The following is a 13,013-nucleotide window of genomic DNA, read 5'->3' on the forward strand; positions in this document are numbered from 1 at the left end:
GCGTGCCGGAACAAAGTGAAAGAATTTTGACAAACGAGGCCACGGTATAAATACATCATCATGAACCAGTTATGCGTTTTTTGCGAACCCAATTTATACCGCAGATAGCGGAACATAACACGTGTCCTGGGTGAAACAGGCGGGTCGTCAGGGTCGGTTAGAAAAATATTGCAAATTTCCAGCCTCGTCCGTCCAAAGGTAGCGAAACACGCCTCTACACAGATAACAAGCCGAACGTCAGCAACAGCTGTTCTTAAAGCGTGCTGCCAAAAGGGTATGGTAACGTTTTTTAGCTCTGCCTTGCCCTGAAATGCCTCAGATTGATGACTAATTTTCCCATGATAGACACGATACGCCAACAGGTATCAACGCTGCTGTGTGCCTTGCTGCTTTTATGCTTCAGCGTAACCTCCTGTACGAGCCCGCGCCTGTCGCAGCCCACCATCACAACCATCGCCGACGGCTGGGCCAACAACTCGGTGAATACGGTGGTCTTCCGGAAAAACTCGCTCGTGACGCACAAGGGTTCTCAGTATGCCGCCTGGTATGATGCCGACCGCCACGTGGTGCTGGCCAAACGCAAGAGCGGCAGCGACACCTGGCAAATACAAAGAACGGAGTTTACCGGCAACGCCTCGGATGCGCACAACGCCATCAGCATCATGGTGGATGGCGAGGGCTACCTGCACCTTTCCTGGGATCACCACAACAACAAGCTGAACTATGCCCGCAGCCTCACGCCCGGCTCGTTGCTGCTGTCAGAAAAGATGCCGATGACAGGCCAGCACGAAGGCGTGGTCTCGTACCCGGAGTTTTACAGATTGAAAAACGGCAACCTGCTTTTCTTTTACCGCGACGGTGGCTCCGGCCAGGGAAACCTGGTGATCAACAGCTTCGACACCCACACCCGGCAATGGACGCAATTGCACAGCAACCTGATCAGTGGCGAGGGCAAGCGCAATGCTTACTGGCAGGCCCACATTGACGGGAAAGGAACCATCCATGTGTCGTGGGTATGGCGGGAGAGCCCGGATGTGGCCAGCAACCACGACCTGAGCTACGCCCGCTCCTCCGACGGGGGGCTAACCTGGGAGCGAACCACAGGCGAGCCCTATACCTTGCCCATCACAGAGGCCGCAGCCGAAATCGCGCAGCGCATCCCACAAAACAGCGAGCTCATCAACCAGACCTCCATGGGGGCCGATGCTGAGGGGAATCCCTTTATCGCCACGTACTGGCGCGAGGCAGATTCGGATATTCCGCAATACCACCTGGTATACCACAACGGCGACACGTGGAACACACGCGAGCTGGATTTCCGCACAACGCCCTTTAGTTTGAGCGGGCAGGGTACCAAGCGCATCCCGATTGCGCGGCCGCAGGTGCTGGTGAAAAACGCCGGCGACGACACCTCCATCCTGCTGCTGTTCCGGGATGAGGAAAGGGGCAACAAGGCCTCCGCGCTGGTGATCGGCAAACTCTCTGACCCCGCCTGGACTATCCGGGACCTCACGCAGGAATCTTTGGGCGCGTGGGAGCCCAGCTACGACACCGAGCTCTGGAAAGAGAAAGGCATCCTGAACCTGTTTGTGCAGCGCGTGGAGCAGGTGGATGGCGAAGGGCAGGCCAACGTGCCGCCGCAGCCCGTGCAGGTGGTTGCCTGGAAGCTGGATTTCTAACAGGACAAAACCTGGCAGGCGACATGAGGGTGTCTGATTGCCAGAATCCATATCGATACCATCACTCAAACAACGTTACTTAGTTTTTTATTGCTGCAGCATTTTGTGTAGTTTGGCGTGTAGAATCATGTGCAAAATCAGTTCAGCGCTACTGCGCCTGGTATACCTGTTCTGGAACACAGAGAAGCAGCCGAAATGCTGTTGCGGGCAATTGTCTGTGTATTGGGAAACAGGCAAAAGTGAGACTTTTCGGCAAAGGGAAATTCCCTGTGGGCGGTGAGCCAGTAAACACGTTGCGCTAATCTGATAAAAGCATGCGATTTCGTAGAGGGATATTAATTTTGAGTCAGCCATACCATGGAGTACCGAATGCAACAGACACCGCCCAATCAAGATAAAGCGGATCATACTCCTGACGCAACAGGAAGGCGCACATTTTTAGCCAAAGGCTTGCTGGGCACGCTGGCCCTTGCCCTCGGCGGCAGTGCAGTAAATCTGAAGTCGCTGCAGGCTGCGGCCCAATCGGGCTCACTGAAGCCTGCGGCTTTCAGCATGCAGGGCAAGCACCCTGACCTGGTTGTGCTGAGTGACCGCCCGTGGAACGTGGAAACCCCGCCTCACCTTCTGGACGATCGGGTGACGCCCACAGACAGGGTCTTCATCCGGAACAACGGCCTGCCGCCCGGCAAGGTAGATGCCGCCTCCTGGACCCTGACCATCGAGGGGGAGTCGGCGCGCACCAAGAAAGTGTTCACCCTGGCAGAGCTTCAGTCTAAGTTCAAGCACTATACATACCAACTGCAACTGGAGTGCGGCGGAAACGGCCGGGCGGAGTTTAGCCCGCCGGGCAAAGGCAACCAGTGGGGAAACGGCGCTGTATACTGCAGCGAATGGACAGGGGTACGGGTGAAAGATGTTTTGGAAGCTGCTGGTATCAAACCAGACGCTGTTTATGTGGCCTATTATGGCAAAGACGTCCACCTGAGCGGCGACACGTCCAAAGTGCCCATATCCCGGGGCGTCCCGATTAAAAAAGCTTTGGAGGATGAATCGTTGATCGCCTGGGCGATCAACGGCAAAGCGATCCCGGAGATGCACGGCTACCCGCTGCGCGTGGTGTTTGGAGGGTGGCCTGCCTCGGCGAGTGGCAAATGGGTAGACCGCATTGTGGTGCGGAACAAGGTGCACGACGGTCCAAAAATGAACAAGGGCAGCTACATGGTGCCCGCACGCCCCATCCCGCCGGGAGCACCTGCCCCGGACGACAAAGACATGCGCATCATTGAATCTATGCCGGTTCGGTCGCTGATCACCTACCCTAAAACCGGGGCCATAGTGAAGGGCAAAAAAACGCTGCAGGTGCGCGGCCATGCCTGGGCCGGAGACCTGGAGGTAAAGGAAATACACGTCTCTACCGACTTTGGGGCAACCTGGCAGAAATGTGAACTGGAGAAACCCGTAAACAGGTTGGCCTGGCAACACTGGAAAACACAGGTGAAATTCCCGTCAACCGGCTATTTTGAGGTATGGGCGCGGGCCACAGACACAGCAGGGGCCTCACAGCCCATGGTGGTGCCCGCCTGGAACCCCGGTGGCTACCTGAATAATGCCTGTCACCGGATTGCCATTCAAATTGCTTAAAAAGCAGCCTGAACATCCGCTGACACAACAATTCCGAATCCGGAAGTTTAAAAATTATAGCTGATTTGAAAAAACAATCAAGAGACCAGGTGATTTTGGCAGCGGCCGCTTTTGCTACGAGAAGCCGTGGCTGCGCAAAGTGGCTGCTGCAAGCTTTGCTCTGTTTGCTCCTGCTGTCTGAAGTTAGTTGCCAGGGGAAACAGGAGGAAAACCGACAGGCAACAGCGCAATCTGATCCGGCTGCCCTGGCGGACTCGGTAGAAGCTGCGGCCCTTCCCCCTCCAGACAGTGACGTGGTGGATGGCATCCACGTACCCACCGGCCTGATTGCCGATGAGGGGTATGTGTTGGTGCGCAACAACTGCATCAGCTGCCACTCCCTGAATCTGGTAAAGAACAAGCGCGCCACGCGCGAAGGCTGGCTCTCTACAATCCGCTGGATGCAGCAGACGCAGGGCCTCTGGGATTTGGGGGAAAACGAAAAGCCGATTTTAGATTATCTGGCCAGAAACTACGCTCCCGATGACATGGGAAGGAGAAAGCAGCTGACAGAGGTAGAGTGGTATATCCTGAAAGAGTAAAAGCCTGATATTCCCAAGTTTACATTAGGCCAACGCCTCAGCGCCCGACGAAGCAGGAGAAAGCGAAGTGGAAAAACATAGCCATGGCTACAGAGACATTCCTGGACTGACATTTTTGTAAATCAGGTATGATTCCCATATCAATTGCTCATCACGTATAGTCTTTCCTTTTAGGTTAGTGATATTCCTTATTTGGGAGGGTAAATTATTATTAATTGCTCCTTCCGGATGAGCAAGCCGAACTGCGCAAAATCCGTTTGATGTCGGTTTTATATATGCCTTGGCCAGCAGGCACTTCCAGATACGGGCTAGGGTTGTTTGCACGAAGGTGCCTGCCAGGAAATCCAGGTGCACAGGATTGGATACCGGGTATGGCCGGGGCAAATAAAATTCAGAAAGACTGTGGGATAGCTAACCCAGAGTGCTTACATTTACCTGTAAGAGCCGGAGCGACAGGCAAAAAAAACCCATCATTTAGGGCAAAGCTGATTTTCGCAGCTTTTGCAGGCGTCCGGCCACAAATTATCCTTTTCAAAAAAAGAAGACACTTTTAACAACATGGATGATCAATTAGCCCTACCTGTAGGCACGACGCTGGACAGGTTCATCATGAGAAAACAGGAAGAGTTCGCGTATGCCACCGGCGAGCTGTCGCAGTTGCTCCGCGACATCGCTCTGGCCACCAAGATCGTGAACCGGGAAATTAACCGGGCAGGCCTGCTGGGCGTGCCTGGCACGTATGCGCACCAGACCGTTAGAGGCGAGGAGCAGCAGAAGCTCGACATGATCGCCAACATCCGCTTTATCCGGGCGCTGCGCAACGGCGGCGAGGTATGCACCGTTATCTCGGCCGAGGATAAGCACCTGATCCAGACGGGCAATACCAAGGGCAAGTACATCGTGGCCATCGACCCGCTGGACGGCTCCTCTAATGTGGACGTGAACGTGGCCATCGGCACGATCTTCTCCGTGTACAGGCGAGTGTCTGAGGCTGGCGACGACGGCACGCTGGCTGACTGCCTGCAGAAAGGCGCGAAGCAGGTGGCCGCAGGCTATATCATCTATGGTTCCTCCACCATGCTGGTGTATACCACCGGCTGCGGCGTGAACGGCTTTACGTATGAGCCCTCACTGGGCGAGTTTTTCCTTTCGCATCCGCTCATCAGTACCCCGAGGCAGGGAAGTATATACTCCTGCAACGAGGGCAATATCGACAGCTTCCCGGAAGGGGTGCAAGCGTATGTCCGCCACTGCAAGGCGCAGCGTTACACCGGCCGCTACATCGGCTCGCTGGTAGCCGACTTCCACCGCAACCTGCTCAAGGGCGGGGTATACATCTACCCGGTTACGTCTGACTACCCGGACGGCAAGCTGCGCCTGGTATATGAGTGCAACGCATTGGCCATGATTGTGGAGCAGGCGGGCGGCAAGGCCTCCGACGGCTCCGGGCGCATCCTCGACAAGACCCCAACCGATATGCACCAGCGCACCCCACTAATCATCGGCTCCCGCGACATGGTGGACAAAGTGCAGGAGTTTATGGCGAAAGAGTCCGCGAATTTGAAATAAGCCTGAAGAAGAGGCGAAAATATCGCCACAATTGATAAGCTACGCCATACCCCTGTTTCTTTTGAATGCTCGCCCCAGAGGCGCACGTCCAGAAGAAACAGAGGTATGGCGTAATTTCGTTTAGGGGGATATGCCATGTTTCCCGGGTATGCAATCGCGCCGCCCGGGGCAGACAGCGTATGGTATGGTTTCGCTGCCGTGCCATACCCCCTCACCAACTCCAAGTTCCTGCAAGGCCACCAGCAGGGTATACCAGCATCACCTTGGCCGAAGAACTGCGCAGCAATGCTGTGTTCTAGACTCCCCTACCAGAAGGTTAGGATTTTTGCTCAAAGATTTTCAATTTACTGAAAGGTCCATCTGTCTGATTTTCAGCAGCAACAGCATGCACAACCGTTTGCCTTGAACCATTGGGTATTTCCTGCTTACTTGCTTTTATCAGATCGTGAATTTTAGCAAAACCGCTATGTTACTTGATTCTCACCAGCACTTTTGGGTATACGACCCGCAGGACTTTCCCTGGATCTCAGATGAAATGAGGACCATCCGAAGGGATTTCCTGCCGCAGGACCTGGCCCCGGAGCTGCAGGCTGCCGGGTATGCGGGGTGCATTGCCGTGCAGGCGCGGCAAAGTTTGGAGGAGAACAATTTCCTGCTTGGGTTAGCCGCCGAAAATGACTTTATAAAAGGAGTAGTGGGCTGGGTTGACCTGCGGAGCGCGGAACTGGACAGCCAGCTAAGGCAGTATGCCGCCTTCCCGAAGTTTAAGGGTGTGCGGCATGTAGTGCAGGACGAGCCGGATGATTCCTTTATGCTGCTGGAGCGATTCACGGAGGGCATCGCCCGCCTCTCGGCCTATAACCTGACCTACGACCTGTTGGTTTTCCCCCGGCAGCTGCCGGCCGCCATCCAGCTTGTAAGGCAGTTTCCGGAGCAGCCTTTCGTGCTCGACCACATCGCCAAGCCTGACATAAAAAACCAGCAGATCGAGACCTGGAAAGCACTGCTGCAGGAGCTGGCCAGGAACGCGAATGTGTCCTGCAAACTGTCGGGCATGGTAACCGAGGCCGCCTGGCACCAGTGGGAGAAAAGTGATTTTGACCCGTTTCTGGACGTGGTGCTGGACGCGTTCGGGGAAGACCGGCTGATGGTGGGGTCTGACTGGCCGGTGTGCCTGCTGGCCGCCGACAGCTACAGTGACGTGATGCATCTGGTGGAGGAGAAAATCGGGCAAAAGAACTTTTCCGCAGCCAAGATACTGGGCGGCAACGCATGTGCCTTTTACAACATAAACCAAAGCTTACATGGACTTAAATCTGAAAGATAAAGTAATCTTGGTTTCCGGGGGAGCCGGGATTCCGGGGAGTATCGGCGAGACGATTGTGCGCGAAATCGCGAAAGAAGGCGGCATCCCGGCCATCGTGGACAGAAATGCGCGCGGGTATGGTATGGAGGAGGAGCTGCAAAAGCAGGGTATAGACGCGTCGTTCCTGCAAACCGACCTCACCAACCCCGACCAGTGCCAGGCATCAATGGAGAAGATCATCCGGAAATACGGGCGGATTGACGGTCTGGTGAACAACGTGGGCGTGAACGACGGCGTCAGCCTCGACGCTTCGTACGAGGCATTTATGGATTCGCTGAAGCTGAACCTGGTCAGCTACTTTTTGCTGGCGAAATACGCCGTTCCGCTGCTGAAAGCATCTAAAGGCAGCATCGTCAATATCGGCTCCAAGGTGGCGATGACCGGGCAGGGGGGCACCTCTGGCTATGCGGCGGCGAAAGGAGGCGTGTTGGGGCTTACCCGGGAGTGGGCCGTTGAGCTGCTCAGCAGCCAGGTGCGCGTAAACGCGTTGGTTATTGCCGAGTGCCATACCCCCGCCTACGACACCTGGCTGCAAACCCTGCCAAATTCCGAGGAGAAACTGAAGTCCATCGCCGATAAAATCCCGCTGGAGAACCGGATGACGAGGCCCGAGGAAATCTCCAACATGGTGCTGTTTCTGCTCTCTGGGCTCTCGTCGCACACCACGGGCCAGTTTTTATTTGTAGATGGCGGCTATGTGCATCTGGACAGAGCCTTATAACCCCAAAGCTAAATTTATGAAGACGATCATTTTAACGAAACCCGGGCAATTGCAGCTGCAGGAAACAGCGCTGCAGGAAGACGTTGCAGCCGACGAAGCGCTGCTGAAGGTACACCGCATCGGGGTGTGCGGAACCGACATGCACGCCTTTAACGGCAAACAGCCCTTTTTCTCCTACCCCCGGATTCTGGGGCATGAGCTGGGCGTGGAAGTGGTGAAGGTAGGCAGCGCGGTGACCCATGTGAAGCCCGGCGACAGATGCGCTGTGGAACCCTACTTCTATACCTCCGACGACTATGCCGTGCAACGCGGGAAAACGAACTGCGCCGAGAAAATCTCAGTGTTCGGGGTGCACGAAGACGGTGGGATGCGGGAGTACATCACCCTGCCCGCGAAGTTTCTGCACCCTTCCGGCAAGCTTTCCTACGACCAGCTGGCCCTGGTGGAAACCCTCGGGATCGGCTGCCATGCCGTGAACCGCGCCGAGGTGAAGAAAGAGGACACCGTCCTGGTCATCGGATCGGGGCCAATCGGCCTGGCCACCATTCAGTTTGCGAAGGTGAAAGGCGGTAAAGTGGTGGTGATGGACATGAACGAGTCCAGGTTGCAGTTTTGCCAGGAGACGATGGGCGTTGACGGTACCATCAACCCCACGGGCGGAGACGTGGAGCAGAAGCTCAGGGAGGCGTTTGACGGCCACCTGCCTACCGTGGTATTCGACGCGACCGGAAACGCACAGTCCATGCACAACGCGTTCCAGTACCCGGACCATGGCGGGAAGCTGGTGTTCATCGGCCTTTTTCAGGGAGACGTGAGCTTTAACGACCCCCTGTTTCATAAGAAAGAGCTAACCCTGCTGGCAAGCCGCAATGCCCTCAGCGCTGATTTTGAAGAGATCATCAAGCTGATTGAGGCTGGGGAAATCGACACGATGCCCTGGATTACGCACAGGGCGCCATTTGCTGAGGTGGTGAACTCCTTCCCGGACTGGCTCAAGCCAGAGCATAAAGTGATTAAGGCCATGATTGAAGTCTAAACGAAGCGATATGGAAAATACCAATGATCCGATAACAGGCCCGGCGGCACCCGTGGCTGATGTATACAGGGCGGAAGAGCAGCCAGGCCGCGAGGCGGTGGTGGGCAGTAAGTACCTGGTTCCTTTTGTCATCGTCACATCGCTTTTTGCGCTCTGGGGCTTTGCCAACGACATCACCAACCCCATGGTTGCCGCCTTCCAGACGGTGCTGGAGATCAGCAATTTCAAGGCGTCGCTGATTCAGCTGGCTTTTTACGGCGGGTATTTCACCATGGCCATTCCGGCTGCCCTGTTCATCCGGAAGTATTCCTACAAATCGGGGATACTGCTGGGCCTGGGGCTGTACGCAACTGGCGCGATGCTTTTTTATCCCGCTGCCAAATACGAGATGTTCGGGTTTTTCCTGGCCTCGCTCTATATCCTGACCTTTGGGCTGGCCTTTCTGGAAACCACCGCCAACCCATACATCCTGTCTATGGGTTCGGAGAAAACGGCCACCAGGCGGCTGAACCTGGCGCAGGCATTCAATCCGATCGGGTCGTTGATGGGGATGTTTGTGGCGCAGCAGTTCATCCTCTCGCGCCTGCAATCGGATAGGGTAAACAGCCAGGGCGAGCTCATCTATACCACCCTCGATGCTGTGGAGAAGGCCGCCGTCCGCACCTCCGACCTGATGGTGATCCGGAACCCCTACCTGATGCTCGGCCTGATGGTGGTGGTGATGATGGCCATCATCGGCTTTTACAGAATGCCGAAGCGAAAGGAACCCACCTCCGCTTCTTCCAGCGCCATGGCCTCTTTCAGAAGGCTGATTAAAATCCGGCATTACCGCGAGGGGGTGCTGGCGCAGGCGTTTTATGTGGGGGCACAGATCATGTGCTGGACCTTTATCATCCAGTATGCCGAAAACCTGGGTATGGCAAAGGCCGAGGCACAGAACTATAACATCATCGCGATGGTTATTTTCCTGTGCAGCCGCTTCGTCTCCACGTTCCTTCTGAAGTATGTCCGGCCGGGCGTGCTGCTGATGTACTTTGCTTTCGGCGGCTTGGTTTTATCCCTGGGGGCTGTTTTCTTGCCGGGCATCACCGGTTTATACTGTCTCGTTGGCGTGTCGGCGTTCATGTCGCTGATGTTCCCGACTATTTACGGGATGGCCCTGAACGGGCTGGATGACGAGGACGCGAAGCTGGGCGCGGCAGGCCTGGTGATGGCGATTGTGGGAGGGGCGCTGATGCCGCCGCTGCAAGGGGCAATTATCGACCTGGGCACGGTGCTGGCCATGCCCGCCGTAAAGTTTTCGTTTCTCCTGCCAGCCATATGCTTTGTCGCCATCAGCCTATATGGCTACAGGGCTTCCAGAGCTCTCTAGCCAGGGCGAGACGGCAAGCGTTTTGCTGCAAATTCTCGGTTAAATGAGTTAAATTTGAGTGCGTGATTGTATTCGCCTCCAGATAGATATATATTCAGCATGCGCTCCGAGAGACTTGCGCGTGAAAACAACAAGTAAGAAAGATGCAAAGAGCACACACAATATCCTATAAGTTGGGCGCCTGCGTGGCGCTGGCAATCCTGTCTTTGGCGGGCTGCCAGCAAACCGACGAAAAATCCAGTTCCGCAGCCAATGCCACCGAAAGTGCCGTCAGCTCCACAGACGCGCCTGCTGCCATGTCCCTGATTCCGGGGGGCACTTTTGTGATGGGAGGCAAGTCGGAACAGGCCGACAAAGACGAGCTGCCACGGCACAACGTGACGGTGTCGGGGTTTTACATGGACCAGACGGAGGTGACGAACGCGCAGTTTGCTGAGTTTGTGGACGCGACGGGGTATGTCACCATCGCGGAGAAAGACATCGACTGGGAAGAGATGAAAACCCAGGTGCCGCCAGGCACGCCCAAACCGGATGACTCCGTGTTGAAGGCCGGCTCGCTTGTTTTCCAGCAAACCGCTGGCCCCGTAGACCTGCGGGATTACTCCAAATGGTGGAAGTGGACCATTGGGGCGAGCTGGAAACATCCGGAAGGGCCCGGAAGCTCCATCGAAGACCGCATGGATCACCCGGTGGTGCACGTGGCTTACGACGATGCCCTGGCTTACGCCGCGTGGGCCGGGAAGCGGCTGCCGACCGAGTCGGAGTGGGAGTGGGCCTCCATGGGCGGGCTGGAAGACCCGAAATACCCCTGGGGCAACAAGCCGATAGAGGATGCAAACGGCGAGGCCAACTTCTGGCAGGGGATGTTCCCGTTCAAAAACTACGCAAAAGACGGGTATGAGGGCACCGCCCCGGTAAAGTCATACCCCCCCAACGGGTATGGACTCTACGACATGGCGGGCAATGTATGGGAGTGGTGCAAGGACAAGTACCACGTGGATGCCTATGCCCAGGCCGCGGTGAACGGCATTTCAGAAGACCCTACCGGGCCCAGACAGTCGTATGACCCCACGGAGCCTTACAACGAGAAATTTGTGATCCGGGGCGGCTCTTATCTCTGCAACGAAAGTTACTGCAGTGGCTACAGGGTATCCAGGCGCATGCGCTCGAGCAAGGACTCCGGCATCAGCCATACCGGCTTCAGGTGCGTGAAGGATTTGGAGTAAGCGGTCTGTAACGTATACTGGTTTATTGTTAACGGGTGCACGCTATGCCTCGGGTTATGCTAAGGCTTAGCTATCGTTATACCATCTCTTTCAGGAAGATTTCTTCAATTTGGGCGATCTGCTCGGCATACATGGTTTTCTTTCGGGTGCCGAAATAGAGGGTGTTCTCGATCCTGCTATACCCTTCCCAGATGATTTTGATGTTTCCGGCGGCCAGCTCTTTTTTGGACAGGAAGTCCGGGATTACGGCGAGCCCTTGTCCAGCGCTCAGGCAACGGATGATGGAGCTCATGTTAGGAACGATGTAGTTCGGCTTGAAATCAGGCCGCTTCCCAAAGTTCAGGTGCCAGAAACGCCTCAGGTGCTCCATGTCCCCGGCTGTGCCATACCAGGTTTGCTGCTTCAGCCAGTGTTGAATAGCATCCAGGTCTTTATCTTTTAAAAGCTGGTCCAGTTCATCCGTTGGGGTTTTCGCTCCACCCACCACCACAATCCTCTCTTTGAAGAAGGGCTTGTAGACCACCCCCTTGTAATCCCCTTTCTGTGGCGTGATGATCAGGTCCAGAATGCCGTTCTCCAGGTCGCTCAGCATCTGCGGGTACTCGCCGAATTTGATGATAACGTTGAAGGCTAGTGTGGGCAGGTAGGCCTCCAGAGTGAACTGGAAGGTTTCAAAGCACATGCCGATGCTGATGGTCGGTTTTTCCTTCTCTGTGGTTTTATGAAAATGCTGCTCTGCCTCTTCCAGCTTGCAGAGTGCCTCCTGTATATAATTGTACAGCACCTTTCCCCTTTCTGTGGACACCATTTTCCGGGAGGTGCGGTCAAACAGCTTATGCCCCACATGCGCTTCCAGCGAACTCAGGTGCAGGCTCACGCCTGGCTGAGATATATACAAGGCTTCCGCGGCCCCAGTCAGGGTGCCGGTTTCATATATCGCCTTAAAAGTCCTGAACCACTCCAGATTCACCATAATCTAGCTATTATAATTATGATACAAAGGTATGATTTATCTTATTTTAATAGTAGCAGGCAGCACCGTAATTTTGTATCCGTTAATCAAAACGTAATCAAAATGGACAAGCAAAAAATATTTGTTATCAACGGCGGACAGGTTTTCGGTCACTCAGGTGGTCAGTTCAACAAGACGCTCCTCGATGCCACGGTGAGCTTCTTCCGCAGCCGTCCCGGCTTCGAGGTCAGGTCAACAGACATCAACGAGGACTATGACCCCGGGCGGGAAGTGGAGCAGTATGTATGGGCGGACGTTGTGATCTACCATACCCCCATATGGTGGTTCCAGGTGCCCCACGGGCTCAAAAAATACATTGATGTGGTTTTTACCGAGGGGCACCAGAAAGGTATATACCGAAGCGATGGCCGCTCTTCGGCAAACCCCGACATCAACTATGGGACGGGCGGCATGCTACAGGGCAAAAGCTATATGGTCACCTCCTCCTGGAACGCTCCGGCAACCGCGTTTACCTTGCCGGGGGAGTTCTTTAACGAGCGCAGCGTGGATGACGGCCCTTTGTTTGGTTTTCACCGGATGAACACCTTTACCGGCATGGAGCCTTTGGAGGGGATTCATTTCCATGATGTAGAGAAGAACGCAGACATTCAAAAAGACCTGCAGCGGTATCAGGAGCACTTGAGCAGGATTTTCATCACGGATGCACTCCAGGTAGAGGACCTGCTTAACTCCCATTCTCATTAAGCACCTGACCTGACCTGTCCCGAGTATAGGCTGAGCCGCATGGCGCCAGTTACGACATGCCATGACAGCCTGTTCTTTGGGTTTGCCAGGGCAATGGCAAATGCG

The 13,013-nt window shown here is 55.2% G+C and carries 11 protein-coding genes; 10 read left to right on the forward strand and 1 reads right to left on the reverse strand.

Annotation, left to right across the window (positions count from 1 at the left end; all coding sequences use genetic code 11):
• Positions 1-338: 338 nt before the first annotated feature.
• The 9 genes from MKJ04_RS05660 (at position 339) to MKJ04_RS05700 (ending at position 11,191) form a co-directional block, all read left to right on the forward strand.
• Positions 339-1,679 carry a BNR repeat-containing protein gene (locus MKJ04_RS05660; RefSeq protein ID WP_241640099.1) on the forward strand — a complete coding sequence of 447 codons (1,341 nt, stop codon included), beginning with the start codon at positions 339-341 and terminating at the stop codon, positions 1,677-1,679.
• A gap of 369 nt (positions 1,680-2,048) precedes the next feature.
• Entirely contained in the window at positions 2,049-3,320 is a 1,272-nt protein-coding gene (locus MKJ04_RS05665; RefSeq protein WP_241640100.1) for a sulfite oxidase, read from the forward strand.
• Positions 3,321-3,385: 65 nt separating this feature from the next.
• The gene (locus tag MKJ04_RS05670; protein ID WP_241640102.1) at positions 3,386-3,901 is read left to right on the forward strand and encodes a hypothetical protein; all 516 of its coding nucleotides are present in this window, start codon (positions 3,386-3,388) and stop codon (positions 3,899-3,901) included.
• Between the two features lie 558 nt (positions 3,902-4,459).
• The gene (gene fbp, locus MKJ04_RS05675; protein ID WP_241640104.1) at positions 4,460-5,470 is read left to right on the forward strand and encodes a class 1 fructose-bisphosphatase; all 1,011 of its coding nucleotides are present in this window, start codon (positions 4,460-4,462) and stop codon (positions 5,468-5,470) included.
• Positions 5,471-5,936: 466 nt separating this feature from the next.
• The gene (locus MKJ04_RS05680) at positions 5,937-6,797 is read left to right on the forward strand and encodes an amidohydrolase family protein (protein WP_241640106.1); all 861 of its coding nucleotides are present in this window, start codon (positions 5,937-5,939) and stop codon (positions 6,795-6,797) included.
• Positions 6,775-7,557: an SDR family oxidoreductase gene (locus MKJ04_RS05685; RefSeq protein WP_241640108.1), complete on the forward strand. Its 783-nt coding sequence runs from the start codon at positions 6,775-6,777 to the stop codon at positions 7,555-7,557. The genes MKJ04_RS05680 and MKJ04_RS05685 overlap by 23 nt, the downstream gene beginning before the upstream one ends.
• Positions 7,558-7,573: 16 nt before the next feature.
• Positions 7,574-8,593 carry a zinc-binding alcohol dehydrogenase family protein gene (locus tag MKJ04_RS05690; protein ID WP_241640110.1) on the forward strand — a complete coding sequence of 340 codons (1,020 nt, stop codon included), beginning with the start codon at positions 7,574-7,576 and terminating at the stop codon, positions 8,591-8,593.
• Between the two features lie 10 nt (positions 8,594-8,603).
• The gene (fucP, locus tag MKJ04_RS05695) at positions 8,604-9,965 is read left to right on the forward strand and encodes an L-fucose:H+ symporter permease (RefSeq protein WP_241640113.1); all 1,362 of its coding nucleotides are present in this window, start codon (positions 8,604-8,606) and stop codon (positions 9,963-9,965) included.
• A gap of 143 nt (positions 9,966-10,108) precedes the next feature.
• A complete protein-coding gene (locus MKJ04_RS05700) occupies positions 10,109-11,191 on the forward strand; it encodes a formylglycine-generating enzyme family protein (RefSeq protein ID WP_241640115.1) in 1,083 nt (360 codons plus the stop codon).
• 76 nt (positions 11,192-11,267) lie between these two features.
• Here the strand turns inward: MKJ04_RS05700 and MKJ04_RS05705 are convergent, their stop codons facing one another.
• Positions 11,268-12,164, reverse strand: coding sequence for a LysR family transcriptional regulator (locus MKJ04_RS05705; protein WP_241640116.1), 897 nt, complete (start codon positions 12,162-12,164; stop codon positions 11,268-11,270).
• A 102-nt stretch (positions 12,165-12,266) separates the two neighbouring features.
• Here MKJ04_RS05705 and MKJ04_RS05710 point away from each other — a divergent pair, with 102 nt between their 5' ends.
• Positions 12,267-12,908 carry an NAD(P)H-dependent oxidoreductase gene (locus tag MKJ04_RS05710; RefSeq protein ID WP_241640118.1) on the forward strand — a complete coding sequence of 214 codons (642 nt, stop codon included), beginning with the start codon at positions 12,267-12,269 and terminating at the stop codon, positions 12,906-12,908.
• Positions 12,909-13,013: the final 105 nt, after the last annotated feature.

The sequence above is a fragment of the Pontibacter sp. E15-1 genome, assembly GCF_022601975.1.
GTDB lineage: Bacteria > Bacteroidota > Bacteroidia > Cytophagales > Hymenobacteraceae > Pontibacter.